A 26,203-nucleotide genomic window follows, 5' to 3' on the forward strand; every position below is an offset into this window, starting at 1 on the left:
TTCAAAAAAATCTTTGGTGGTACTTTATGTTCTCGTAAATTTGACAATCAGGCGGTTGAGTTGTTCATCAAATGTGCTGCGCTTAATCGCATGATTCAACTCGCTAAACCTCTCTCCTTCCCTGTTCCTTGTTAATTATCTATCCTAAATCTCCTATATCTTTTGTCTTCTTTTTTATTCATGCAACAAAGCCTATAGGTTTATTAAGACTCTGAAGATAATGTGCAGTCCAACTAATATAATAGAACGATATTCTGGCGCTCAATGTAGAGCAACGTAAAACTTCTTGTCTTGAAGTTTTATTATTCTAGTAAGTTATTAGTTCAATTTAAAATTCTTTAAAAAATATTTATGTCAATTCCATTGATAGAGTATAAACCTCTGTCCCAAAATCATCGCGTGGCTGGACTTGAAGTCTCAGGTGACGAGCAATCTCGAATTTACTCCACTGACAATTTGTTGACAGATATTGAGCTAGATCTTTTGATTGGAGCGGCTTATCGTCAAATTTACAACGAACAGCAAATGCTTATAAACCACCGTCAAGTGTGTTTAGAGTCTCAGTTACGAGCAAGACAAATTACAGTTAGAGGATTCATTCGCGGATTGGTATTATCTGATTCCTTCAAACGACTGACCTTCGATAGTAATAATAACTATCGCTTTGCAGAGATTTGTATTCAGAGGCTTCTTGGTCGTAATGTCTATAGCGATCGCGAAAAGATTGCATGGTCGATCATTATTGCTACTAAAGGACTCTCAGCTTTTGTTGATGAATTACTCAATAGCGATGAATATCTCAGTAACTTTGGCGATAGTATCGTTCCCTATCAACGTCGTCGCATCTTGCCACAGCACACTAAGGGAGAAATCACCTTTGCTCACATGGCAAGGTACGGTACTGACTATCGCGATCGCTTGCCGAAACAAGTATTTAAAGGCAATAAAGACGCAGCAAGATTGGATTATGTTCATTGGGAATGGCAAAAGAACCCACCTGCAATTATCGGTAAAATTGGTGGAGCGATCATCTTTGCTGGCGTTGGCTTTATCGGGTTTATGGCAATGGGAGTATTTCTCGGATTGTAAGTTCTTAATAAGCAGCTAAGCATACTTAAAACCAAAAAACAGATCTCGTGACACTAGCTAAGTTGGCGTTACGAGCTTCTATTTTTTGGTGCTTTAACTATTGTTTTTGACTCAATCACTTTCTGCTTGGCGATGAATTTGGGTGATCGCCAGTTTTGCCAATACTTGAATCACATTCTGCTCATCATTAAGCAAATTTTGCAAAGGTTCCAAGGCGATCGGATTTCCCATTTTACCGAGAGAATTAATCGCGGCCTTGCGTACATCTAAATCCGTATCTTGCAAAGCCAAAATTAGATGGGACACCGCAGGTGGATAATTAACCTGAGCTAATGCTGTAGCAGCTTCCGCACGAATTATTGCTTCTGGATCGGTGAGTGCTGATACTAGAAGATTGCAAGATTTTTCATCGGACTGTTCTTGAGCAACATGCCCGATCGCCCCAATGACCGCACAACGAACATCTAAGGAAGCAGAATCTAAAGCTTGATACAAGTAGTCAGCCCCTTCAGAGCCAATAAAGGCCAAAGCCCAAGCCGCATGACCCTTAATATCTTGGGATTTACTATCATCTCCTAAAATTTCTAGCAAAGCTGGGACAGAAGCTTCACCAGTTTTAGCTAAAGCTCCCGCCGCCGAACTTCTAACTACGGTGTCAGGATCATTCAAAAAGGAATTTAATAGCGTTGGCACGGCGATCGGATCGCCAATAATGGTCAGGGTTTTCGCTGCCGCACGACGCACCACCACATTCTCATGATTAGCTAAAGATTTCGTCAAAAATGGAGTTGCCGCTTCGCCAATTTCTCCTAAAGTTTCCGCAAATCTCAGTCTGACCAGTCCACGCGGATCTCCCAATCCTTCAACTAGTTGTTCTAAAACTTGTGCATCACTATCATCAAACGTTCCAAAAGAAATTTGTTCATTTACTCTTTGGACTAGAAGATCATTTGCTGATTGAATTTCCAGAATCGAATTTTCCATTGTGCATGTGTTCATAGATTGTTGAGGTTATGGAAGCGCATCTCGAAGCGATGCGCTTCCATAAGCCATTTAGGATTGCTATAGCAACGACTATGCTTAGCCCCATATTCTCTATTGAGCTTCGACAGTTGCTTTAGATTTTTGCTGACGTAAAGACTCAAGAGTGGCATCAATTTTAGCTAAATTTGGTTCTAAGTTTGCTAGAGCTTGAGACTTCATGATTTTTGCTCTTTGAGCCATCGCTAGAGTATCGCTCACAATTCTTTCACGATAGCTTTCTAAGTCTGCAATCATTTCTGTAAGTTGCTCAGGAGTTGCTAACTCAAGGGATTTAAGTTCAGGAACATCAAACATAGTTTTTTAATATTTTATTGATATTTTGATTAATTGTTTTTAAAGAAATTTTCAAAGATGTATTTAAAGTGTTTTTTAATATTTTTAAGTAAGTATTTTATCGATTTATTGATTTAAATCATCAAAGCAACTGAACTTTACGGAAAATATAACACGAGTCAGGGACAACTTCCAATACCAGCTTTTAACTAGACTTGCTCGTCAAATCTTGTGCGAAAGTTACCATACTTAATCCAATATTGATTTAGTTGATGGTGTGGTGTATGTAAGCTTGCTTTTGAGCGATAGAGAACTACTTGACGATGATCGCCAATCCAGACTTTATCGGCTGCATCCACACTAATAACAGTTCCACCCAAAGCAATCACACATTCTGAGAATCTTTCTACAGCACTATAGTCTACAGTCTCAAAGATAAAGAAATTACCTGAGCAGATCAGATGTCGGCTACGAATCCAACACTGCATTTTCTTCTGAGCTTCTGGGGGCAGCATTCTCGCTCCAAACTTAGCTTCATTAACATCTAAATAGACTGAGCTTGTTTGCGAATAGTCAGGAGATATCGTTGGAGATATTTGGCACTTCATGGGCAAAACTTTCTCTTTTTTCAAATTTTAGAGGACCAGTTGTAGAACCCCAGACTTGTTGATGGGTATTGATATCTATACCTTTATCAAGGCTCATCCAAGTTGTTTCCGTGACTTCAACATAGCTGTCTAAATAGGTTTGACAACCATGTTTCTCAATTAGGCATTTAGTGCCTTCAACACAACCTGTAAAGAGAGAACCATTGCGTCTAAATACCATCGAACAGTTATACCGACGTTCAATCACATCTGGGGTAATAGTTCTGAGAATGCTGAGATCACGACCAGCACCAGCAAAGAACATGGCATTTTTGAGACTGAAGTTCTCGATATAAATGCGATCGCCTTCATCAACTAAACGATGCACCCCCTGACGGTAGGGAGTCCAGAGATCGTAATCATAGACTTGTTCAGAGTAGAGTCCAATTCCAGAGAAAAAATCAAAGGGCAATGGACGAAAGAAAACATGAATATGAGCGTAATCCTTGGGATTTTCCGAGGCTTGCTTGTAGTTGCTAAAGTCGCCCGACATCCATTTCGCGAGGGTAATTAAATCACTAGCTTCAGTGTTATCCATTACATCAATCTTTAGCTGTTTGACGAATTTCAGATGAGAAAGAAGCTGTAACCACCCCAGAACCCGCACTAGTTTTGATCAAGGACACACGACACCTAACATTAGGGTTAATGAACCAGATCTTTTCTTCGGCAGAAGCGCGTTCGTAGGGAGTGATTAAGACAAAAGTGCCATCGTCTGTGAAGTGATACTTACCGATCGCTGCCATTTCCTCTGCATATCCGCGATCGCGCAGTAGATCGCCTCGATTAGGATCTTCAGGATCAGGGATAGGAACCAACAAACAAGTGCCTTTGATAGCTTCGCTATCTTCCCAGTCTGACTGCCCCTCCCAACTCATCCGAAATGGCGAAACGGCGGCGAGGGGATCAACTTTATATGCTTCACAAAGAGCTATCACCGACGGATCATCAGGGGCAATTAAAGCGATCTCAATATCAGATAGCACAGCCTCAAAATGACTAAAAGCTAGATGATGAGCGCTACGTTGCGATCGCCAATTTCCAATTGATTTCTCAACAAACTCCTGAATACCCATGAATACTTAGATTTGATTAGTTCTTTGATTAGCTTGTAGCTCTCTTCCCTAGACAATCTCAACTTAGGAATAGTTTGATTATTAAGTAAGGTTGTCTTGAGAAGAGAGCAGAGATGAAAAACTAGATTACTTCGGTGATACTAACGATTTTGCCAGAGGTGCGGTTAATTCGTTGGATTTGAGGAGTCATCTTGCTTGCAGGAACAATGTACTCGCTGGTGCTGATACGACGTTTGGTATCAAATTTGGAACCAGAAACCAAAATTTTGAAACGTTTTTCAGTGCCAGAACCAATTACCGTTGCTGTTGAGGCATTAATGGTATTGGCGCTATTAGTCGCGACTGCAAATACGAGTTGTGAAGATTGAACAGCACTATCAACTTGAGCTGCACCACGATCAAGGGCAAACATGCGATTGTATCCAATCTGCTTAGCATTTGCCGCACTGTCCTTACCACGATAGGAAGGAACGGTATTTTCACCGAAAGCAGCTTGATACTCATCACTATCGATGTAAGAATCGATCTCTGCATCATAGCCTTCAGCCACACAACGGACAATATGCTCTGAGACTTCGCGTTGATCTTGAGGCGCACGTCCTAGTAGATGCAAAAAGTTCAATTCGACAAAGCGATAGGGCGCACAGGAGGAGAAGTAGCGATCACGATAAAAGTCAGACTTTGCGACGATTCTCACAAACTCGCGCACCGAAATTTCACCATTTGTAAGCTTCGATTCTGCAACAACCAAGCGCTCACTTTCCATCATGTGAGGATTGCCCAAAACTTGCTTGTAAACTGCACGAATAACGGGATCAATTGTCATAATAGTTATCTCCAAAGTTAAATCAAGTGAAATCAAATTAAAATCATCGTGAAGCCAGCAATTACACAGCTTTAATGCTGAGGATTTTGCCAGAAGCACGACCGATCGCTTGAATTTGAGAAGTCATTCTATTAGCCGAAACAACGTACTCAGTTGTAGTCGCAGAGGGCTTGTTCTCAAAATTGGAACCAGAAACCAGAATTTTGAAGCGTTTTTCAGTGCCAGAACCAATTACCGTCGCAGTCGAGGGATTAATCTTAGTCGCGCTGTTAGTTGCAACCGCAAATACGAGTTGTGAAGATTGAACAGCACTATCAACCTGAGCCGCACCACGATCAAGGGCAAACATATGGTTATAGCCAACCTGTTTAGAGTTAGCAGCGCTATCCTTACCGCGATAGAAAGGAACCGTGTTTTCGCCAAAAGCAACTTGATACTCATCACTATCGATGAAAGAATCAATCTCTGCGTCATAGCCCTCTGCTACACATCGGACGATATGTTCAGAGACTTCGCGTTGATCTTGAGGCGCACGTCCTAGTAGATGCAAAAAGTTCAATTCGACAAAGCGATAGGGCGCACAGGAGGAAAAATAGCGATCGCGATAAAAGTCAGACTTTGCCACGATTTTCACAAACTCGCGCACCGAAATTTCACCATTTGCTAGTTTTGACTCTGCAACAACCAAACGCTCACTTTCCATCATGTGAGGATTGCCCAAAACTTGCTTGTAAACTGCACGAATGACCGTCTCAACGTCACCTAAGCTGTTCGCAAACGTTGCATTCATTACGTCTGTCATAATCATTTATCTCCAAAGTTATATATATTTCAAAATCTCGATTATTTCTCCTTTACTTAAAGTTTTAGAGATTGTAGAGATTTTGAGAGAAGAGAAGAAATTTATTGAAAACAAAAATACTAAAAACTAAAGGTAAAAAATTTATTATCTAAACAATGGGGAAGAGTCGAAGACAAATCCCCATCCTACGCAAGCCAGCTTAAACAACTGTAACGCTAGAGATCACGCCGCCTTGAGCGTGAATGCGCTGAAATTGTGCAGAAAGCTGCTCAGCAGGAACTAAATACACCTTATTGCTACGACGGAATTGAGAAACGCGATTTACAGTCTTGGCGCGGTAACCAGTAACTTCAATCCGATAGACATTGCCAATACTAGAAACAGAAGTTCCCAGAGGAGTGCGACGGGCAGGAGCATCTGCTGGTGTGCGGAATGTGCTGCCAGCACCCGAAGGAGAAATCACCGCAGTTGCCGTAGGATTGATTACTAGAGCATTTAGCTTGGGGCTAGTGCCAGATAAATCACCCTTGAGACTGCTGCTAGAAGCTCCACGCACCAGTTCAAATGTGTGGGTAAACTGCACCATGCTGGTACAAGCTTCAGTCTTGTAGCCACGAATGTAAGGAACGATGTTTTCACCAAAGGTATTTTGGTACTCGTCACTATCGATATAAGAATCGATATCAGCAGCAAACCCTTGAGTATCGAGATTGGTGCTATGTCCTCGCATTTCTTCCAAATCTAGCGGAGGACGACCGAGCAAATGACGGAAGTTAAGTTCGATCGCGCGGTAGCGAGCGCAGCTTGTAAAGAACCGAGAGCAGTAAAGATCGGACTTAGCCACAGCCCTTACAAACTCACGCACACTTAGCTCACCACTTTTAAATTGAGATTCGGCAACGGTTAGTCGCTCGCTCTCCATTACATAAGCATTGCCAAGAACTTGACGATAAACCGCACGAATAATGGTTTCAGAATCTTCCTGAGATTGTCCTTTTACCCTTTCTAAAGGAGGAGTTTCATCAAACAGGCTTACACCTAATCGCGAAGCTGGTCCAAAGGCCATTACAAAATATCTCCTAATTGAACGAAAGAATTAAAAAAATGACTTGATAGAATCTTGTTGTCTAGCCAAATTTTGTTCAGATGCTAAATAAACACTTTTTTATTACGCCCTGATGACTAAATTCTCTTACAAGTCCGTCCTATTAATTGTCAAGAATTGTAAATCTGCATAAGCTCTGCACAATTAAAAATAGCGCTCAAGAAATTATGATGATTTACAAAAGTAAGGCAACACTTTTAGAGATTGAAATCTAATCCCAGCAAGGGTTATAAAATCATAAAATGGCTTAGATATTTTGCGCTTTAGGGTTAAACACAGCGAGGCTTCGCAGATTTAATTTTGCCGAGAGCAAAATTAAATCTGTGATATTTAGGGAAAAATCATGCCTTAACCATGTGCTTTTCTAAATCAAACAAAAAACCATGAATATATTCTTCAGTCCACTCGGCTCCATAGAATCGAGTAAACATACCTCTAGCGGGATCTTTCTCGGCACGATAACGCAAATAGCGAAGTTGCGATGCTTCGATCTCTGCTAGTTGTTCAGAATCAGTTACAGGAGTAGCGCGATCGCAAAAATCTAAATAGGCTTCTAAATAATCTTTAAAAGCCGAAAAGACATGGGTTTCCACCACTTCATTTTGTTGTGGTCTCGTCCAGAGAAAAGCAGGCGAGAAGAACTGACTTGCTTCTTCTGGAAAATCACCACCCCAAGGCAAATGGGGTTGATAAGTTTCAAAGATAGGCAGAATAGGCTTGGTGTATTTAGCTTGATATTTGGGGCGATCGCGAAATAGTGGCTGCATATCTAAAGCAATTAAATGACCACCCGGCAAAGTTACTAAATCTGCACCAAAAAAAGGCAAATCATAGTTTAACTTTGGGAAAATCACAAAGTTTAGAACTTGCAGAGAACTTCCACCTTGCACATGGGCGGCTCTAATTTGTCGTAATTTCGAGGATTGATAGCCGTAACTAGTGGTTACAACTTCATTCTCATGCTTCCCTTTACCAACGATCGCTGATTTTGACTCAAACCCTATGGGAATCGGGTAGGGCTGTAAATCGGGCAATCGATCATGCAAATAGGCGATCGCATGATCTAGAAACGGTTGATAGAGGGTCATCTTAAGAATGAACTCCAACCGCTAGAGGTTTTGCATCTTCAAACAAAAATCCATAGAGAAACTTTTCAGCCCATTCATGTCCAAAATAGCTACTGAATAAACCCGACGCAGGATCGCGATCGGCACTATATTGATCGTAATCTTTCTGCGCCTTGACGATTCTCTGAATATCTGATTGATCAATGAGAGGATGAGGCTTAGCCTCATCAATCATTCGCCAATACAAATTCAAATAATCTTGAAAAGCTTCAAATACGCGAGTTTTGACCGTCTCTGGATCGGTTTTGGCAAATAGTAAATACTTGGAGAAATACTGATTAGCATCATAAAACTTCATCTCCAAGTTTTGAGAGAGTTCTGGATATTTATCATGTAAAGCCTTAAGAGGATGGATATATTTTTCGAGATATGTCGCATCCTGAAAAAGTGGCTGAAAGTCCATCACAATTAGGTTCTTAACCTGTCCAAAAGACAAGAAATCAATCCCTAGCAGAGGCAAATCATACTGATGACTGGGATAGATAACACTATTAAAAATTTGAGCGCTCGCCCCCGCATCAATATAGGTATAGCGAATTTTGCGAAGTTCAGGACATTGATAACACCAACTCCGAATCGTAGCAGGATTGCGACCACGCTCACTCGTACAAGACGCTAAACCCTTTGGTATCAATCGACTTTGTAGGTCAAATCTTTGAAATAGCGACTGCTCTAAGTGTTCCAAGAAAGGTTTATACATAATTTTTTATAAAAAACAAAAAAATAAATCTCTATTAAAAAAAGTTAAAAACAAATTTCGTTTATACAGTTCTTGGATATTCAAGACTTAGCGAAAAGTCTCTTATCTCATCTTGTTATGATTGATTTTCTTACAAGTTCGCAACTTTAATCATCAAGATTTATTAACCTGCATAATTTTTGCACAACTTGTAATGGTCGATTAATGGGCAAAAATGGCACTTAACATTGCCATAAAAAGTGAAAAAGCAGCCTAAATGGCTGCTTTTTCACTTTTTATTTATAAAAGTCAAGATAAATCCAAAGAGATAGTAGTGGTGCTAAGCACCACTACTATCTCTTTGGATTTATCGCAAACTTGCATCGCTGAGATAACGCCTTTCAGAGCAGTAGGTCATTAAATACACACCGTTCATCATTCTAATCGTGCTAACCCGAACTCGAAAATCGTCAGTAATAAACCAACAGCGTTCTTGTCCTTGATTATTGTCATATTCAGTATCAATAGTTAAAATTCCATCTTGTCCAAACCAATATCTACTAATGACAGGAATTTTTTCAACATAGCCTTGATTGCGTAAAAGTTTACCTGAACGACCTGTTTCATCATCTGGTATATCTACTAATATGGCAGCATGATCGGGATTTGGTTCTTGACCACCCTCTTCATGGGCTTGCCACATAAAACTGGCTCCCCCAGAGGCGATCGCTTCTGAAAACTGTCCGTTTATTCCCTGAGATTCACAGATATTTTTAACCCGATGATCCTCGGCTGTCAGGACTTTGACATGAATTTTGGATTCTCCCGACTCATCTTTTACAGCATCAAAATGATGTACAGTACGATGAATAAACCAGATTCCTTCACTCTTGCGAAAGAACTCCATCATCGTCATTGGTGGTACTAGCACTTCAGTTCTCCTTGAGATAATCTTCCATAATTACAGTATTTCCATTTTTTATCGAAAGATGGAAAATGGAAATACTATATAGTGGTTTTCCATTTAGTGCATCCCCATTTGCCAAGCAGCTATCAATCCTCGTCATCAAAAAAATTTTTAAAGTATCGCGAAACGCTTTAAAAAATTTTTTTGGTTTAGATTTGAGCGCAATGCGCTGTATAACAGAAACTCAAAACCATTATCTTAATAACACAAACATGAAAGAATCAAATAAATCTCAAGAAGTTGTAGAGGCGGTTAAATTAGGGAAGTCCTTAAGCATGGTCGATTTATATCAATGTGATCTACATGGTCAAAATTTAAGTAAGGTAGATTTTCATAAAGCAATTCTTGTGCGGGCAAATCTTGCTCATGCAGACTTTAGTATGGCTGACTTAGGCGAGGTAGACTTGCGTAGTGCCAATTTAAGTAATGCATGTTTAACACAAACAAATTTACAAGGGGCTTGTTTATATCGGGTTAATTTATGTGGAGCCGATTTGTCTGGAGCGAATCTGCTGGGTGCTAAATTACAAGGAGCGATATATGATAGCCAAACAATCTTTCCTGAAGGGTTTGCCTATAAATCTTCAGGTGCAGTGGGACCAAATGCTAATCTCAATGGCGCTCCATTTAATACCGCAAATCTCAAAAACGCAGATTTGCAGGGCATCAACTTTTTAGGAGCATATTTGGGAGGAGCAGATCTTTCTGGAGCCAATTTAATGGGCGCGAGATTAGTCCAAGCGGATTTAAGAAGAGCTTGTTTAGTGCGAGCTTCTTTACAGAATGCAAGATTGAATGGTGCAAACTTAGCTGGTGTCGATCTGCGATCTGCTAATTTAACAGATGCAGATTTTGAGCAGTTTGAAAGTATTGCAGGTGCAGATTTTACTTATGTTATCGGTTTAACAGATACTATGCGATCGCGACTACTAAACCATCCTCGACAAGAGCTAGAAACCTTAAACCCTTTAACCCTGAGAACAACTTTAGCAAGTTTATCTAGCTAGTTTTGCTTAATCATTTGCCAAAAAGTTGTGGCACACACCACAACTTTTTGGGTTTTATATTCTAAATCTTAGTACAGGACAAAAAGGTGAAAAAGTAGAGAGGAAGGGGTTTTTATAAAGATAACCACATCACAAATAGGTAGTGATCAAGAGGGAATGATAAGAAACTTAGATTGGATTAGAGTATTGTAGTGATGGACAAAAAGCCAAATCATAGCAATGTGATTATCCAACTTTTTAGAGAAAGATAAAGTTTTTCTGACTAGACGAGCAACCCGTTGCCGCAAAGTGCAATTAAACCTTTCAATGTGATTAGTCTGTCCAGACTCTTTGCCAACTGCCCGATGACGCTTTTTGGGTAATACACAACAGTAAGCTTGCCAAAAGTCACTATAGCAAACGGCACATTGACGATAGACCCTTGGCAAGGATTGCCATAATTCTCTAGCAGCATCTTGATCTCGATTGCCGATATATACCCCAACAATTTCTCTAGTATCACGGTCAATAGCTAACCACACCCACACCTTATATTTTTTATTGCCAACAAAAGACCATAGTTCATCACATTCAATAGAGAGACGCACTTTTTTTTAGGAATTACTTTTACTTTCTGCTCAACAGTACGAGATTTACTGTTGACGTAGCTTTGCACCCATTGCAATGAAACGCCTGCAACGCGCGTGATCGCTCTTAAGGACATACGCTCTAGCAGCAGCTTCTCAACTAGTTGTTTTGTTGCTTCAGGTATAGGCTGATTTCGAGGATTACTCACAAATTGGCGATGGCATTCCTTGCATTTGTGATTTTGTTTTCCATGGCGGGTTGTGCCATTTTTGATAACTCTCTTGGATTTGCAGTAAGGACATTCTTGTTCCATCGGGGTTCCTTGTTCAATTGCTTTCTTTTTTATACCATTCCCTCTTGATCACTACCCCTTTTTCCATACGCGATCGCATTCCCGACATCCCTATCCCATTACGATTAGGAGAACCAGAACCCATACTCGATTTACAAGCCCTACTCCATCAAATTTATCAACGTGGACGCTATGGCCTTGCCATCGATTATTCCCAAGCACCACAACCACCTTTAAGTATGGAAGACGAAGCTTGGGTAAGAAGTTTGATTGAGAAAAGCTAAGGGACTTGTGATTAACTAAAGTATCTACGGCTTCGACTGCGCTCAGCCAACAGGGACTTGTGATTAACTAAAGTATCTATGGCTTCGACTGCGCTCAGCCAACAGGGACTTGTGATTAATTAAAGTATCTACGGCTTCGCCTTCGCTCAGCCAACCTTGGCTGAGCGAAGGCGAAGCCATACCTCGGTGATACCTTTTTTCTCGTCAAGTCCCTAAGTACTTGCTAGCTGACTGAGAAACTCTCCTACTAGATATAAAGAACCACAGAGAATAACGACATCATTTTGTTGATCCTCAAAAGCGGCTGCTAGTCCTAAAGTTAAACTTGCATAAGGATGAGGTTTAGCTTTAATAATAGAAGATGCAACTTGAGCTAAATCCTGTGGTGAAGTAGTCGCAGCACTAGGTACAGGCACAGGAAAAAGTAAATCATCGGGATCTAAAAGTGCTTTGAGAATTCCCGCTTGATCTTTCGTATTCAGAATACCTATGACCCAACGTTTACGCCGAAGCGGAAAAGCCTCATCGACAAATTGCCGTAGATATTCCGCCGCTGCTACATTATGCGCTCCATCAATCAGGATTTTATGGGACTTACCATCAAGGTTAAATTCGATCCATTGCAATCGCCCTGACCATTGCGTATTAGCCAAGCCTGTCCGCATCGCCGCCTCACTAATCTCCCAACCCTGATTTCGTAAGGATTGAATTGTGGCGATCGCCACTGCGGAGTTAATTAACTGATGATTTCCCAATAAAGGCAAAGGATACTCAAAGCCTTGATAGATCGCCACTGTCGCTGTACGTTTAGCCGCACTTACCCAAGTTACAGGAGCCTCACAGTCTGTAACCTTTGCTTGCAAAGCCGCGATCGCCTCAGCATGATTCTCGGCAATGACGACAGGACATTTAGGTTTGATGATTCCTGCTTTTTCCGAAGCGATCGCACCTAAGGTATTGCCCAATTGCTGACAATGATCGAGTCCAATGGAAGTAATCACAGAAACTAAAGGGCGATCGCAAACATTGGTAGCATCTAATCTCCCGCCTAAACCTGTTTCGATAATCCCTATATCCAGATTTTGCAGAGATTTCTGTTTCGCGAAATACCACCACATCGCCGCCGTAATTACTTCAAACTGAGTGGGCGGAAATTCAGGATTAATTGCTGCTTCTACCTGTTGCAGAGCCTCTAGCAAATCCTGATCACGAATCCATTCACCGTTAATCGTAATTCTTTCACGCCAATCAATCAGATGTGGAGAAGTATAACGCCCAACGCGATAACCCGCAGTCTGCAAAATTGACAGCAAAAAAGCACAAACAGAACCTTTTCCATTTGTGCCTGCGACATGAATCACGGGAATTTGTTGATGGGGATTTCCTAAAGCATCGAGCAGTTGGTAAATTCGGTCTAAACCGAGATGAATGCCAAACTTATCAAAAATGGCAAGATATTCTTCAGGTGATAGATTAATTAGCTTTGGAGACATGAACTTCTAAGGCGTAGATTTTGCCTTGGGCATCGACTTCAGCAATATGTCGTCCTTGCATCGCGAATAGTTCACCACTATCACGTTTACCAGCGATCGCCCAAATTGCTTCTAGTCCATTTTCCGTCTTTCTGGTCGTCCAAACACGTTGCATTCCTGAATAGGATTGAAAAAACTTACGATATAGTTGGGCGATTTCGTCTTTGCCAACTACTTTTCGCGCCCCCGATGGATGAACTTCAGCTTGCTCCGCAAACAACTCTACTAGTTCATTAAATGCTTGTTCGTCGTCACTAGCGCGATCAGAAAGTTTAAAATACTGGTCTAAAACTGTCATATTCCCTTACCTCAACTACTTTCAAGCTAAAAACTTCGTTTAACGAGACTAAGCAAGATTTATTGAAGTTTCTTTAGATATCCTATTTGCTTGTAAACATATATTAAGCTCACTATGGCAAGATTTACTTCACCCTATAGGGCGTTAAAAATCGGATGCATTTTAAGCACAAGCAACAGTCTGAACTTTAATATCTACGTGCAGGGTTTTACGCAAGACTTTGAGAATAGCTGTGAGATTATCCATAGTGGGATTGCCTTTTGCGGACAGCATTCTATGTAGGCTTTTGCTAGGTTTAGAGGTGGCGATCGCTAGTTCTTCAAAACCAATAGTTGCATTGACTAGATCTCTCAAGATGAGTCTTGCAGTTTCGGGTTCGCCATTAAGAAAAAGGGAAATAGCTTCGTCAAGTAAAGCGGCTGCAAATGCTGAGTCTCTTTTGACTCTTGCGTTAACTGTTTCTGTAAAGTCTGGAGTTAGGGGTGGGGTTGTCATGTTTATCCGAAAGTCTTTAGAGTACCAAAGCCAAGGGCAAGAAAACTGATAATTCCCAAAAGTGTTTTTTGTAATCTCGTCATGACTGGCTTAATTTCGTAAGTGACTAGCAACCGATCCTTAGCTAAGTCTGCTTCTGGCTTTTCCCATGTTTGCCCATCATACCAACCCGACTCTTCATAAAAAATCTTCGCACTATCCAGTCTTTGCTTGACATGACTCCATCCCGATAGTAACAACAGCACTGGTAAAATCAGCCCTACCGCACCGCCAATACTTGCCACACAGATAAATTGCCATAGGTGTCGACTTGGTGACTCGATGCTCATCGCCACTGGCGCAAAAACAACGGTAAATCCTAACCACATGAACAACAACACTCGCAAATATTGCGATCGCGCTAGCTTTGCCCAACGATAAAAGAACGCTTCCTTAAGTTCAATATATTCGTTGAGTGGTTGTTGGTCTTTGGGAACTGGACAGGTCATGGGTTATACGATAATGAGCAAATATTCTGTCAGTGTAACTTGTTTCAATCGGTGTAAAATGTCTAAATTTCTGAAAATATTGGGCTTGACATGCTAAAGACTTTCGGTATCATTCGCCAAACCGTAATAGTGACTATTTGTTCATTTACGCTCACAGCAGGTGAACTAGTTCAAGCTCAATCTGACTCTAACCCCATCTTAAAAATTGGCATTGTGCAGCGTTTTGGGGAAAGACCGCAGGATCGACTGACCCTCAAAGCAAGAGCAGGTGGACAACTGACACTTTCTTTTCCTTCGGCTGATGGTACAAGTACCCAAACTATTACTAGCGATCGTGTAGTGATCGAAATAGCATCACAGCCATTATCTCAACCAATTCTTGAAGAGAAGATCGTTCTTAGTAATCATCGCAGTTTTGAGAATGCGGCTGCGAGTGCCTTCCATTGGGGAGAGAAAGGAATTCAAACAGAAATGGCGCAACCAAGACGTTGGCAAGTTTGGGCGAAACGCGATGTCTATGACTCAATGTTATTGCGCTATTTGATGTTTTATACCCTGCGATCGCAAGGTAATTTAACTGTACAACTTGATCGCCGTGTATTGCCTCAAAAAGCGATCGCCTCCTTTACCATCGGAGATTTTCGATATAATCGCGATCGCCTTGATGTTAGTAGTAGTACAGGAATTGTGGAAGTTAGCTACCAACGCGAGAATAAAGCCGAAATCAACAATCGTCCCTATGCAGGTACGCTCAGATTACAACCCAATGCCCATCAAAATTTTACGCTCGTTAATAACGTTCCCTTAGAAACCTATGTGCGTGGTGTGGTTCCCCATGAAATTGGATATAACGCTCCCTATGCCGCAGTCCAAGCGCAAGCAGTTTTAGCCCGTACCTATGTTTTGGCAAGTTTGCACCGTTTCAAAGTCGATAACTATGAACTCTGTGCCGATACGCAATGCCAAGTCTATCGAGGTTTAGAAGATACAACGGAAGTAGCTGATCGGGCGATATCTGATACTAGAGGCTTAGTGCTGACCTATAACAATCGGGCGATCGATGCTTTGTATTCCTCAACCACAGGGGGCATTACCGCCAACTACAACGATATTTGGGATGGCACACCCCGCCCCTATTTACAATCGGTACTAGATCTAGCTAAGCGTCCAGAAAATATGCGATCGGCAAATATTAGTGACGATAAGAATTTGAAAGCATTTTTAGATCGACAAGAAGGATTTAATGAGGTGGGGTGGAAAAATCTGCGTTGGCGGAGAGTTGGCACGTTAGAAGAATTGCAAACATCTTTGAAGAAGTTTTTACGCTTCTCTGGAGATAATACGACGAACTTTAATGCGATTAAGCAATTACAAGTCACCAAAAGAGCGGCTTCAGGACGAGTGTTAGAGATGGAAGTAACCACTGATACTGGCAAAATCATCGTCAAAAAAGATGAAATCATTGATGCTTTTGATCCACCTGACAGCACGTTTTTTAAACTAGAGCCAATTTATCAAGATAAAGTATTGACTGGATATACTTTTATTGGTGGTGGTTTGGGGCATGGGGTCGGTATGAGCCAAACAGGTTCTTACAATTTGGCGCGTATGGGCTGGACTTACGATCGCATTCTCGATTTCTATTACACAAATGTCCAACTAGAAAAGCTACGTCCTGAACATTACCAATAAAAAAGAGATAGCACGCAAAGCGTGCTATCTCTTTTTTATTGGCGAGTCTTAAATTAATTTAAGACTTTTCAAAATTTAGAAAGGAAATGTCAGGGTGTCTGGGAACAAGCGGTTAGCTTCAATCAATACACCAGCCGTAATGGTCATCCATACAGCAGCTAAAACAGGAGCAGATGATAAGAAACCTTTCAATGGAGTTCTCCTTTTAAATAGTTTTGATAAATTCTCTAAGTGGAAATATGCTGGGGGTAATTTTTAAAAGCTTTGTTTTGCAAAGCTTTTAAAAATTACTTGCATATCTAACGAGGTGAGACAGTAACTTCGTTTTCAGGAGCTACTAGTTCGCCAGTACCAAACTCTTTGAGAGCAGCAAGGGGCCATGCAAAGCCAGTTAGCATGTACTTAACAGCTAGAGGAAGATCGATGAGGATTTCCTTTTGTTGTGCAGTTGCTGGATCTTTACGAATAGCAATGAGGTAAGCACGACCTACCCAGCCGATCCAACCAGCGATGTATAGAAACATCAAGGCAGGAATGGTGAATTCGCCAGCGCGATCCCAACGACCATCACTGATCAAGTGAGGTAGACCATCATCTCCACAAAGTAAGCCAGCTTGAGCATACTTAGCAAAGCGGGCTTCAGTTTGAGCGATTTTACCTTTGAGGTATTCCGCAGGACCACTGCCAGATTTGAAGTTAGCTAGACGAGCGGTGTAACCATCAACTTCTGAAGCCAAGCGATCTTGGAATGCAGAGGAAGTAGCACAAGGAGTCAAAGCATTGAATGAGAATTCTGCGTATGCAGCAGGGGTTGCAGCAAGGCTTACGCCAAACCACAAGCTAATAACTAGAATGAGAGCAAAAAGTCTTTTCATAGACTGACCTTAATTTACCTTGGTTAAGATAGGCAAAAATAACGAGATTTTAGTTTGAGAACTTAGCCTCAGATCCTATATCAGCGATCGCGCCTTGGTAAAGCAATCTTCACATCCTGTAAAGTAAGTTATCAATTAAGATGATCTAACTGCCGCTTTGCGGCAGTTAGATCATCTTAATCTTGTTTAGAAATGCCAACTATTCTTGCGATCGAATCTAGCTGTGATGAAACTGCGGCGGCGGTGGTATGCGATCGCCAAATTCTTAGTAGCGTAGTTTCATCGCAAATTCAGACCCATGCACTCTATGGTGGCGTTGTGCCTGAGATTGCAGCCCGTCAGCATGTGGAGACAATTAATCCTGCGATCGCCCAAGCCTATCGTGAGTCTGGCAAGACATGGGCAGATATTGACGGAATTGCGGTGACGACAGCCCCTGGATTAATTGGTTCGCTGATGATCGGCGTAACAGCCGCGAAAACCTTGGCAATGCTACACAAAAAGCCTTTGATTGCGGTGCACCACCTTGAGGGACATATTTGTTCGGCTTTGTTAGCTGATCCAACTTTGGAGCCGCCTTTCTTATGTTTGCTAGTCTCTGGTGGACATAGCAGCATTATTTTAGTAAAAGACTACACCGATTATCAGGTGATGGGTAAAACTCGCGATGATGCGGCGGGTGAAGCTTTCGATAAGGTAGCAAGATTATTAGGTTTGGGTTACCCAGGGGGCCCAGTAATCGACAAGATTGCGATCGCTGGTAATCCCAAAGCCTACAAATTGCCACAGGGAAGAATCCCTGATTTTCCCTATGATTCCAGCTTTAGCGGTTTAAAGACTGCGGTATTGCGCTTAACCCAAAAGCTAAGTCCCAATGGCGAAGAGTTACCGATCGCTGATATCGCCGCCAGCTTCCAAGAAACTGTTGCCGCAGCCCTTGCCACACGCACAATTAAATGTGCGATCGAGCATAATTTATCGACAATTGTGGCGGTTGGTGGTGTGGCGGCAAATAGTGCTTTGCGATCGCGGCTAGTAACAAGTGCGGCAGAGCATGACATTCGCGCCATTTTCCCGCCCTTAAGTCTATGTACTGATAATGCAGCAATGATTGGTTGTGCAGGAGCAATTCATCTCGCACGGGGCGAAACTTCATCGATGAATATTGCCACGCGATCGCGCCTAAATCTCGAAGATTGCCAAAGCTTATACGTATAAAAAAGCGCCCCTGCGGGGCGCTTTTTTACATAACCGAGGGTAAGACTAAATTTTTCATGGCAACATGAATTTCTTCAGTCAGTTTTTTTGTACATTCTTTAGCAGAGTTACGACTGGATTGATATTCGGATAGTCGCTCAGAAACTGAGAGGGGTTCAGCCACCGAGATGGTTAATTTGCGATCGCCAAAATGAGGAGTTTCTTTAAAAGCCGAATCAGAATTACGTTCGGTGACGCGCTGCAACACGCTCCACATTAATTTCAAAACTTCGATATAACGACTAGGACTAGGATGTTGGCGTACATAGTCGCTGGTAACACCAATAATGCTTTCAGCAATTCGCATATGCCAGTTGCTATAGCTGGCTTCGAGAGCTAACTGATCGGCAAAGCCACGCTCTACTTCCGATAACTGCTCAAGATCCTTAATGTCATTGCGGAAAATGCGATCCCATCCTGCTTGTTCGAGACGGCGACAGCGATCAATGGGTGTACCCTTTGCCTTAATGCCAAAATTCATTTCAGCAACACTCAAAATGCGATCGGCTAACTCCTGCAAACTGAGTGCTAAATCATCGGAATTGTCGTTGGCGCTGTTGATTGTGACATAGTTACCATAGAAATTTTTGTAATAATCACTGACCCATTGCACTAAGTATGTACCTAAATCGTAAAGTCTTTGGTATCTGGTATCAGTAGTAATTGCAGGCTTATTAATTCCACATTCTTTTTCAATCGTGGTAATTGTCTGATCAATTTTGTCCCAAGCTTTGGTCGAATATTCGTATTGAATCCCCACAGGAATGATTAACATTTCCTCGGTACGCCCTTCTTTTTGTAAATCTTCAGCAGCCCAAAATCCGATCTGAGCGATTCCAGGTTCTAACTCCGCAACGGTTTCACTTTTACCGTTTGTGCCGCCTTCTGGAGCCATCGAGAGTGGTACATCTCCATGGGTAATTTGCTTACGCATCAGGTTTAAAGCTGGGCGATCGAGCTTGCCGCGAAAGATCGAAATCCCACCCAATGCTGGAAATAGCCAGTTTATATAGTCCCCAGCCCATAGAGAAATGCCGCGATCGTACACAAAACCACTATGGGGCAATGTCGTTAGTTTGATCCCCATTTCTCGTGCCTGCTCTGGTACTGCGTAGGCTAACAGATATAACATCGCAAAGGGATCATCTGTGGTGGGATGCCGAAATGCAAGCATATATCGGGATTTACCATCCTGAAACTTTTTGGTGGCTTCAACAAGGCGATCAATATAGCGGGTTTCAATCTGCTTAATGCCACATTGCCACCGCAACCAAAAAGGCGTTAACAGCCGTATGATTTTCAATATGAATTGATTGGCTTTGGGCGGATGAACTTTGAGAGGTGGTTGGACGCGAGTCAGATCTACTGCCATGATTTCCTTTGTATGTATAGCAATACGAATTAAAACACGCAAAGCGTGTCTTCGCGATTTTAGCTGTTTTACAATAGCAATTCTCATTATAAAAATCGGTTTTTTGAAAGCCCACCATTGACAGGCTTTCAAAAAAACGATTTTGGTATTTCCAGTACTTTCGGCATTGGAAATACCAAAATCGGTTTTTTAATGAGAATTGCTAGTTTTACAAACCAAATAAATTTAGTTACAGCAATTACAGCTAACCGCCGCCACTTTCCTTGGTTTGCTATCTCCGCTAAAGAGCTATTGTGCTTTGCAAGATAATAGATGAAGATTTTTAATCGAATATTTTTAAATACTTTTTTTTAGCACTTTTCGCAACAAACTTTAAACAGGGAACTCTATGCTGACGAATATACCTGCGGTATTAAATGATTTTGGAGCATATTTGAAAGCTAGTGGTCGAAAGTTTCAATGGATTGTCCCTAAGAAAGGTACTAAATTTCGGACGATCGCTTGGTCAAGTGGCACGATGTTACTTTTGCGAGTCATGCTCCCTAACCGTAGATATGCAGTGGCAAGAATATATTGTGCAAATCAAGAGGTTTTACAAAAAACTCATCAACATTTACTCAATGGCGATCGCCTATCCGTAAAACTAGGCTTTCAACTAACGCGAGCGATCTGGTGTACGATCCCGCAAGTATAAAAAGGCAGGCGCAAAGCGCCTGCCTTTTTTATCGACACAAATCGCTATACACTAAACATTAAGCAATAAACACAAGCGATATAGCGTTTACCAGTCCAGTGAAGTAAGGGTTTGTTTCCCCGCGAAGTCGGGGAAACAAACCCCTGTAACTCGCTTGCTTGAAAAACGCGATAAATTGCTGCATCCAAGGTCAACACTGGTATATGAGAAAGCTACTAAAGGGTTTACACAAGTTTCAATCGTCCTATTTCCCTGCCAATCAAGAGATTTTTGAACAACTCGCCGAAGGACAAAAACCGCGAGTACTGTTTATCACTTGCTCCGATTCGCGGATTGTGCCGCATCTCATTACCCAGTCAGGTGTTGGCGAACTATTTGTAATTCGTAATGCAGGAAACTTAGTACCGCCCTTTGGTGCGGCTAATGGTGGAGAAGGTGCAGCGATCGAATATGCGATCCATGTGCTTGGTATCGAGCAAGTAATTATTTGCGGACATTCTAACTGCGGTGCGATGAAAGGTTTGCTCAAGCTAGAAAAGCTGAGAACCGAAATGCCTCTGGTCTATGAATGGCTTCAACATGCTGAGTCAACCCGCCGTTTAATCCAAGAAAATTATTCTGATATTAAAGGTGAAGAACTTTTAGCAATTACGATGGCGGAGAATGTCGTCACCCAAATTGAAAACCTGAAAACCTATCCCGTAATTCGCTCTAAATTGCATCAAAACAAGATGTCTATTTATGGCTGGATTTATGACATTGAGTCGGGTGAGGTGCTTGCCTACAATCCTGAAACTGATGAGTTTGAGGTTCCCCAAACTTTATTAGCCAACTCGACCAGTGCGCCCAACGAAAATTTTGTGCATACTGATGCCCCACCGATTCCATCGGCGTATCAGAATGGTTCACAGCAAGTAGAAACTAAAAATGTTGGAGATTTACCTTCATGGATGTCTCCAGAGCAAGCAAATCGCATTTATCGCGGTTCAGCCGCCAACAGATAGATCAAAGCAGCAATTCTCATTATAAAAATCGATTTTTTGAAAGCCCGCCGTCGGCGGGCTTTCAAAAAACCGATTTAGGTGTTTCCAGCGCCTTCGACGCTGGAAACACCTAAATTGGTTTCATAAAGAGAATTGCATAGATTAAAGGCGTTGCCCAGCAACGCCTTTAATCTATGCCTTGTAAAATTGCATCTAATAAATTTGGAAATCTTGCATTTAAATCCTCTCGACGTAAAGAATTATAATGCTGCGTCCCTTCTAGGCGCGTATACATAATCCCCACATCACGTAGCACTTTAAAGTGATGAGATTGAGTGGATTTGCTCATTTCTAAGCAAAACTCTCCACAGGTAATTTCTTCTTTAGTAGCCAACATTTTCACAATTTGCAAGCGCGTTGGATCGCTGAGTCCATAGAAAACTCCTGTCAGAGAGATGTTTTCGCGATCGGGGTGATGATATTGGCGCATTACAAAAAGCTGAACAAATTTTAAGTTAGTAGAAATTTCCACTAACTTAATTATCCCATGCTCTTGTCCAAATTTCTATAGTTCGCATATAATCGAACTATAGAAATTCACGTATCACCAGTTAATCAAATGAGCGCTCCCCTCCTCTCCTCAGTTAAGCTCGGTCGTTATACCTTGCCCAATCGAATTGTGATGGCTCCCTTAACACGCAATCGGGCGGCTGCTGGGAATGTACCTACAGCCTTAAATGCTCTGCACTACGAACAAAGAGCTTCCGCAGGATTGTTGATTACCGAAGCAACACAGGTCTGTCCTGAAGGTTTGGGTTATCCCAATACCCCAGGGATTCATTCTCCTGAACAGGTTGCTGGGTGGAAACAAGTGACGGATGCAGTTCATGCAAAGGGTGGCAAAATATTTTTGCAGCTTTGGCATGTGGGTAGAATTTCCCATCCAGACTTACAACCCAATGGCGTATTGCCCGTCGCACCATCAGCGATCGCCCCTGAAGGTGAATCAGCGACTTACACAGGCATGAAGCCATACGTTACACCTCGCGCTTTGGAATTAGCTGAAATTCCTCAAATTATTGAACAATATCGTCTCGGCGCAAAAAATGCTCTCGATGCTGGTTTTGATGGCGTAGAAATTCACAGTGCAAACGGATATCTATTAGATCAATTTTTGCAAGACAATACTAATCATCGCACCGATATTTATGGTGGTTCAGTGGAGAATCGTGCTCGTCTATTGTTGGAAGTAACTGCCGCAGTTGTAGATGTATGGGGTAGCGATCGCGTGGGAGTGAGACTTTCTCCTAGTGGCACATTTAACAGTATGTATGACTCCAATCGTGCTGTTACTTTTGGCTATGCAGTGAAGGAATTGAATCGCTTTAACCTTGCCTATTTACATTTAGTCGCGCCCAGAGTTGAAGGTTTTGGCTCTGCTGAAGATCAACCTGATCTTGGTGCTGATTTCTTCCGTCCAATTTTTAATAATCCAATTATTACTGCGGGTGGTTACAGCTTTGAGACTGGTAACGAAGCGATCGCTTCTGGATCGGCGGATCTGGTTGCCTTTGGTCGTCTCTACATTGCTAACCCTGATCTCGTAGAACGCTTTGCGGCAAATGCTCCATTAAATAAACCTGATCGCAATACCTTCTATGGTGGCGATGAGAAAGGTTATACCGACTATCCTAGTTTATAAGCAAAAGAGAGTTCGCAAAGCGAACTCTCTTTCTCTTATTAGCTGATGTTACGTAGAACAAAGATCGTCATAATGCTGCTATGTCATCTTAAAACTGATGTTACGTGGAACTCAGATGATGAATCCCTTGTTGCTAGCACGACAGGGCAACCACGGGGGCATTGCCCCTACTCCAATAATTTAGATTTTCGTAGGGGCTGTGCCCCCGTGCCAGCCCTAGACTTAGATGATCGTAGGAATTCTATCCACGTAACATCAGTTAAAAGAGGATTTGGAGACCAAATCCCTACATATTTGTAAAGATTTGGGCTTGGAGACCAAGCCCAAATCTTGGTTTCTAATCAACCCGTTGAAACGGGTTTGAGCTTTTAGCCCGCACTTGAGTGCAGGGCTACCTATTTATAAAAGACTATGAGATTGCGATCGCTTAATAGCAGCAATTAATTTTTCAACTTGGATAGGCTTACTCAAAAAATCGTCCATTCCTGCTGCCAAGCACTCCTCGCGATCACTAGGCATAGCATTTGCGGTCATTGCGATAATCCGAGGACGCATCGCAAAGTTCCATTCTTCTAAAATTTTGGCTGTAGCTTCTAAGCCATCCATGACAGGCATTTGAATATCCATAAATATCAGATCATAAGTACGCGATCGTAGCATTTCAATTACTTCAAGCCCATTATTAGCAATATCAACGATGTAACCCAATTTTTGAAACAGCCTTGCAGCAACTTTCTGATTCACAAGATTATCCTCGGCAATCAAAATTTGTAAAGGATATTGCTGCGCTAATTTGGAGTCAAACCCATGATAAGAATTTATTGTTTGAGCAGAATTGCTTGACTTTAGATTTGAGCTACTATCATCATTCTCAACTTCACCATGATGGGGAGGATCAATGGCTACAAATGGTAACCGTAAACTAAAACAACTACCTACCCCTAATTCACTAGTTACACTAATTTCACCACCCAGAAACTGAGCAATTTTTTGACTGATGGCTAATCCTAATCCTGTACCTTGAGACTTAAACTTATGCTCGCCCACCTGCTCAAAGGGTAAAAAGATTTTGTTGAGTTTCTCTGAGTCAATCCCTACACCTGTATCGGCGATCGCAAATAGCATATGTACAACTTCAGATGTAGACGAAGTGGAATGTGAAGAACAGATAATAGAATTGTGGGCAGAAGCGGTGAGATCAGCAATCAACTCTTGATTAGTCATTTTACTGACTTCAAAAGTCACTCTGCCTTGATCTGTAAATTTCAAAGCATTACCTAATAAATTAAAGAGAATCTGCCTCAATCTCTTAGCATCGGTATGTATTGTCTGCGGTAGATCGGGCGCAAACTGACAAATCAAGTCTATACCTTTTTTATTTGCTAAAACTCGAAAGCTTTCACTTACTCCCTGCAATAGTTCTAACAATTGACAATCCATTGGTTGGATTTCCATTTTACCTGCTTCAATTTTGGAAATGTCAAGAATATCTTCAATCAGTGCTATCAAATGGAATCCTGCATTGTAAATGATTTGTAAATCTTCCTTTTGTTGCGGTACGGTACTTTCATCTTCCTGAAGCAATTGAGTGACACCAATAATTGCATTGAGTGGCGTGCGTAACTCATGGCTCATACTAGTCAAAAAATGGCTTTTTGAACGGTTAGCTGATTCGGCTAATTGTTTGGCTTGGGTAAGTTCCTGATTTCTCTCAGTGAGAAGTTGTGATTTCTGAAGTAATTCTATTTGGGCTTTTTTTAAATGATTGCTATTGCGACGCTGTTCATTTATCGTTCCTGACAAAATTAATGTAAATGAAACAGTAGCGACAATAAAACTTTGTAATAACAGTAAGGATTCATTAATATTGGCTCTTGCGAAAGCTCCTGAGCCTTTGAGTGTACCAAAAATAGCAATTATGGCTATCATTAGGATCAAATTAGTAGCGGCAAAATGACCAAAACGGAAAGTGACCCATACTAAGCAGGGAATGATTAGATACTCAATGGGATAAATGCCAACAAAAGCAACTTGCGAAATTATTAGTACAATGACCAACATTGCCAATGCTTCTAGTAAATGTAGAGGATTGGTTTTGCGATAGAAGTAGAGGAGTTTGTAGCGAGTAATCTCACTCCAACTTAAGAGAGCTGGCGTTAATACAAAAATACCTGTCACATTGGATACCCACCAAGTAAGCCAAACACTTGAATACTCTGACCAAGGGATCGTACTGCCCAAACAGAGCGCTGTTACTCCTGCTGTTGCGTTTATCATTGTTCCCATTAGCCCAGCCAACCAGAAAAACTTAGCAACATTCCGAAAGTTCCTTAATGGGCTTTCTTGACCGATCGCTCGACGCAGCAGATAACTGCCCAATCCAATTCCTGTAGTTGTCCCGATCGCAATCATTGTCACTTGGGCTATGGATTGCAGCATATGGAAAGTGGTATCGTTTTTCAGAAAAGCCCAAATATTTGCTAAGAAAGAACCAATAAAGACCCCAAGGAGTAAGCGATCGCCAAACAGCAAAATCGCTGCTGAGGCAAATCCATCGGGAAACCAAACAGGTGTGACATCTTGAGGAGTAGAAGCGAGGCGACGGCAAATTTCGGCAAGCCCATAGTAACCTGCTGCAACTATGACGATACCAAGGCAATTGATACAGGTTTTCCATATAGATTTGTGTTGACAAAAAATCACAGGAATTCTCAACATAATGCCGTACCTAATAGCTCAAACCCTTTAACTGATTTTATGTGGTAGTTGCTAAACACTGGCTCCCTAGCCTTACTTCTTGTGAAGGAGGGAGGAGTAACCAAACTTCTGCCTCCCCTTCTCTCTACAAGGAGAAGGGTTTGGGGGATAAAGTACATTTTTTTCACGTAAAATCAGCTATTAAAAGATTGTATTCGGTTAATTGAGTTTATTTTTATAAAAAACAAAGGATTTTCTAGCGTCTTGTACAGCGACGATAGAGATAGCTATACCACTTATCTTCTGGGTTTTATGCCCTAAGCAAAACTTACA

The 26,203-nt window shown here is 41.6% G+C and carries 29 protein-coding genes and 1 pseudogene; 9 read left to right on the forward strand and 21 right to left on the reverse strand.

Features of this window, described 5'->3' with window-relative positions; genetic code table 11:
• Positions 1–135: pseudogene (locus H6G05_RS26030) on the forward strand (IS5/IS1182 family transposase); the annotation flags it as partial.
• A gap of 216 nt (positions 136–351) precedes the next feature.
• Positions 352–1,089, forward strand: coding sequence for a phycobilisome rod-core linker polypeptide (locus H6G05_RS16960; protein WP_190579620.1), 738 nt, complete (start codon positions 352–354; stop codon positions 1,087–1,089).
• Between the two features lie 111 nt (positions 1,090–1,200).
• Here the strand turns inward: H6G05_RS16960 and H6G05_RS16965 are convergent, their stop codons facing one another.
• The 11 genes from H6G05_RS16965 to H6G05_RS17015 form a co-directional block, all read right to left on the reverse strand.
• The gene (locus tag H6G05_RS16965) at positions 1,201–2,073 is read right to left on the reverse strand and encodes a HEAT repeat domain-containing protein (RefSeq protein ID WP_190579621.1); all 873 of its coding nucleotides are present in this window, start codon (positions 2,071–2,073) and stop codon (positions 1,201–1,203) included.
• A gap of 111 nt (positions 2,074–2,184) precedes the next feature.
• A complete protein-coding gene (locus tag H6G05_RS16970) occupies positions 2,185–2,427 on the reverse strand; it encodes a hypothetical protein (protein WP_190579624.1) in 243 nt (80 codons plus the stop codon).
• Positions 2,428–2,615: 188 nt separating this feature from the next.
• Complete coding sequence (locus H6G05_RS16975; protein ID WP_242025593.1) at positions 2,616–3,014, reverse strand: CpeR family transcriptional regulator; 399 nt, start codon at positions 3,012–3,014, stop codon at positions 2,616–2,618.
• Entirely contained in the window at positions 2,980–3,591 is a 612-nt protein-coding gene (locus tag H6G05_RS16980) for a chromophore lyase CpcT/CpeT (protein ID WP_190579626.1), read from the reverse strand. The genes H6G05_RS16975 and H6G05_RS16980 overlap by 35 nt, the downstream gene beginning before the upstream one ends.
• 4 nt (positions 3,592–3,595) lie before the next feature.
• Positions 3,596–4,129 carry a phycobiliprotein lyase gene (locus H6G05_RS16985; protein WP_190579628.1) on the reverse strand — a complete coding sequence of 178 codons (534 nt, stop codon included), beginning with the start codon at positions 4,127–4,129 and terminating at the stop codon, positions 3,596–3,598.
• 121 nt (positions 4,130–4,250) lie between these two features.
• The gene (locus H6G05_RS16990; protein ID WP_190579630.1) at positions 4,251–4,955 is read right to left on the reverse strand and encodes a phycobilisome rod-core linker polypeptide; all 705 of its coding nucleotides are present in this window, start codon (positions 4,953–4,955) and stop codon (positions 4,251–4,253) included.
• Positions 4,956–5,016: 61 nt separating this feature from the next.
• The gene (locus H6G05_RS16995; protein ID WP_190579632.1) at positions 5,017–5,757 is read right to left on the reverse strand and encodes a phycobilisome rod-core linker polypeptide; all 741 of its coding nucleotides are present in this window, start codon (positions 5,755–5,757) and stop codon (positions 5,017–5,019) included.
• Positions 5,758–5,956: 199 nt separating this feature from the next.
• Positions 5,957–6,823, reverse strand: a complete 867-nt coding sequence (locus H6G05_RS17000) for a phycobilisome linker polypeptide (protein WP_190579634.1) — start codon at positions 6,821–6,823, stop codon at positions 5,957–5,959.
• A 380-nt stretch (positions 6,824–7,203) separates the two neighbouring features.
• A complete protein-coding gene (locus H6G05_RS17005; RefSeq protein ID WP_190579636.1) occupies positions 7,204–7,950 on the reverse strand; it encodes a phycoerythrobilin:ferredoxin oxidoreductase in 747 nt (248 codons plus the stop codon).
• Position 7,951: 1 nt separating this feature from the next.
• Positions 7,952–8,689, reverse strand: coding sequence for a 15,16-dihydrobiliverdin:ferredoxin oxidoreductase (locus H6G05_RS17010; protein ID WP_190579638.1), 738 nt, complete (start codon positions 8,687–8,689; stop codon positions 7,952–7,954).
• Between the two features lie 346 nt (positions 8,690–9,035).
• Positions 9,036–9,599, reverse strand: coding sequence for a phycobiliprotein lyase (locus H6G05_RS17015; RefSeq protein WP_322096385.1), 564 nt, complete (start codon positions 9,597–9,599; stop codon positions 9,036–9,038).
• A gap of 248 nt (positions 9,600–9,847) precedes the next feature.
• On the opposite strand from H6G05_RS17015, the gene H6G05_RS17020 reads away from it, so the two are divergent.
• Positions 9,848–10,642, forward strand: coding sequence for a pentapeptide repeat-containing protein (locus H6G05_RS17020; protein ID WP_190579640.1), 795 nt, complete (start codon positions 9,848–9,850; stop codon positions 10,640–10,642).
• Between the two features lie 146 nt (positions 10,643–10,788).
• Here the strand turns inward: H6G05_RS17020 and H6G05_RS17025 are convergent.
• Positions 10,789–11,522, reverse strand: a protein-coding gene (locus H6G05_RS17025) for an IS1 family transposase (protein WP_242025595.1) whose coding sequence is annotated in 2 segments (ribosomal slippage) — positions 10,789–11,228 and positions 11,228–11,522 — 735 coding nt in all. Because the reading frame shifts where the segments join, the coding sequence is not laid out codon by codon here.
• A gap of 44 nt (positions 11,523–11,566) precedes the next feature.
• Here H6G05_RS17025 and H6G05_RS17030 point away from each other — a divergent pair.
• On the forward strand, positions 11,567–11,785 hold the full coding sequence (locus H6G05_RS17030) for a DUF4058 family protein (RefSeq protein ID WP_199310613.1): 219 nt from the start codon (positions 11,567–11,569) through the stop codon (positions 11,783–11,785).
• A 212-nt stretch (positions 11,786–11,997) separates the two neighbouring features.
• Here H6G05_RS17030 and H6G05_RS17035 read toward each other — a convergent pair whose 3' ends face one another.
• From H6G05_RS17035 to H6G05_RS17050, 4 genes are all read right to left on the reverse strand, one after another.
• On the reverse strand, positions 11,998–13,278 hold the full coding sequence (locus tag H6G05_RS17035) for a bifunctional folylpolyglutamate synthase/dihydrofolate synthase (protein ID WP_190579642.1): 1,281 nt from the start codon (positions 13,276–13,278) through the stop codon (positions 11,998–12,000).
• On the reverse strand, positions 13,259–13,615 hold the full coding sequence (locus tag H6G05_RS17040) for a nuclear transport factor 2 family protein (RefSeq protein WP_094533076.1): 357 nt from the start codon (positions 13,613–13,615) through the stop codon (positions 13,259–13,261). The genes H6G05_RS17035 and H6G05_RS17040 overlap by 20 nt, the downstream gene beginning before the upstream one ends.
• A gap of 162 nt (positions 13,616–13,777) precedes the next feature.
• Complete coding sequence (locus H6G05_RS17045; protein WP_190579644.1) at positions 13,778–14,110, reverse strand: helix-turn-helix domain-containing transcriptional regulator; 333 nt, start codon at positions 14,108–14,110, stop codon at positions 13,778–13,780.
• A gap of 2 nt (positions 14,111–14,112) precedes the next feature.
• Positions 14,113–14,598, reverse strand: coding sequence for a CGLD27 family protein (locus H6G05_RS17050; RefSeq protein WP_190579646.1), 486 nt, complete (start codon positions 14,596–14,598; stop codon positions 14,113–14,115).
• Positions 14,599–14,688: 90 nt separating this feature from the next.
• On the opposite strand from H6G05_RS17050, the gene H6G05_RS17055 reads away from it, so the two are divergent.
• Positions 14,689–16,290, forward strand: coding sequence for a SpoIID/LytB domain-containing protein (locus H6G05_RS17055; protein WP_190579648.1), 1,602 nt, complete (start codon positions 14,689–14,691; stop codon positions 16,288–16,290).
• Positions 16,291–16,365: 75 nt separating this feature from the next.
• Here H6G05_RS17055 and H6G05_RS17060 read toward each other — a convergent pair whose 3' ends face one another.
• Both H6G05_RS17060 and H6G05_RS17065 read right to left on the reverse strand, forming a co-directional pair.
• Positions 16,366–16,482, reverse strand: a complete 117-nt coding sequence (locus tag H6G05_RS17060) for a Photosystem I reaction center subunit IX (RefSeq protein WP_071590168.1) — start codon at positions 16,480–16,482, stop codon at positions 16,366–16,368.
• 107 nt (positions 16,483–16,589) lie between these two features.
• On the reverse strand, positions 16,590–17,165 hold the full coding sequence (locus tag H6G05_RS17065; RefSeq protein WP_190579650.1) for a Photosystem I reaction center subunit III: 576 nt from the start codon (positions 17,163–17,165) through the stop codon (positions 16,590–16,592).
• 192 nt (positions 17,166–17,357) lie between these two features.
• Between H6G05_RS17065 and tsaD the strand changes: the two genes are divergently transcribed.
• Positions 17,358–18,383 carry a tRNA (adenosine(37)-N6)-threonylcarbamoyltransferase complex transferase subunit TsaD gene (gene tsaD / locus H6G05_RS17070; protein WP_190579652.1) on the forward strand — a complete coding sequence of 342 codons (1,026 nt, stop codon included), beginning with the start codon at positions 17,358–17,360 and terminating at the stop codon, positions 18,381–18,383.
• Positions 18,384–18,408: 25 nt separating this feature from the next.
• Here tsaD and H6G05_RS17075 read toward each other — a convergent pair whose 3' ends face one another.
• Positions 18,409–19,794, reverse strand: coding sequence for a 1-acyl-sn-glycerol-3-phosphate acyltransferase (locus H6G05_RS17075; RefSeq protein ID WP_190579654.1), 1,386 nt, complete (start codon positions 19,792–19,794; stop codon positions 18,409–18,411).
• Between the two features lie 388 nt (positions 19,795–20,182).
• Here H6G05_RS17075 and H6G05_RS17080 point away from each other — a divergent pair, with 388 nt between their 5' ends.
• Both H6G05_RS17080 and H6G05_RS17085 read left to right on the forward strand, forming a co-directional pair.
• The gene (locus H6G05_RS17080) at positions 20,183–20,488 is read left to right on the forward strand and encodes a hypothetical protein (protein ID WP_190579656.1); all 306 of its coding nucleotides are present in this window, start codon (positions 20,183–20,185) and stop codon (positions 20,486–20,488) included.
• A 203-nt stretch (positions 20,489–20,691) separates the two neighbouring features.
• Positions 20,692–21,492, forward strand: coding sequence for a carbonic anhydrase (locus tag H6G05_RS17085; protein ID WP_190579657.1), 801 nt, complete (start codon positions 20,692–20,694; stop codon positions 21,490–21,492).
• Between the two features lie 166 nt (positions 21,493–21,658).
• Here H6G05_RS17085 and H6G05_RS17090 read toward each other — a convergent pair whose 3' ends face one another.
• The gene (locus H6G05_RS17090; protein ID WP_190579659.1) at positions 21,659–21,961 is read right to left on the reverse strand and encodes an ArsR/SmtB family transcription factor; all 303 of its coding nucleotides are present in this window, start codon (positions 21,959–21,961) and stop codon (positions 21,659–21,661) included.
• Between the two features lie 129 nt (positions 21,962–22,090).
• Here H6G05_RS17090 and H6G05_RS17095 point away from each other — a divergent pair, with 129 nt between their 5' ends.
• Positions 22,091–23,173, forward strand: coding sequence for an alkene reductase (locus H6G05_RS17095; RefSeq protein ID WP_190579662.1), 1,083 nt, complete (start codon positions 22,091–22,093; stop codon positions 23,171–23,173).
• 399 nt (positions 23,174–23,572) lie between these two features.
• On the opposite strand, the gene H6G05_RS17100 is transcribed toward H6G05_RS17095, so the two are convergent.
• Positions 23,573–25,891, reverse strand: coding sequence for an MASE1 domain-containing protein (locus H6G05_RS17100; protein ID WP_190579663.1), 2,319 nt, complete (start codon positions 25,889–25,891; stop codon positions 23,573–23,575).
• Positions 25,892–26,203 lie beyond the last annotated feature (312 nt).

Source organism: Phormidium tenue FACHB-1050 (assembly GCF_014696925.1).
Taxonomy (GTDB): Bacteria; Cyanobacteriota; Cyanobacteriia; order Pseudanabaenales; family Pseudanabaenaceae; genus Pseudanabaena.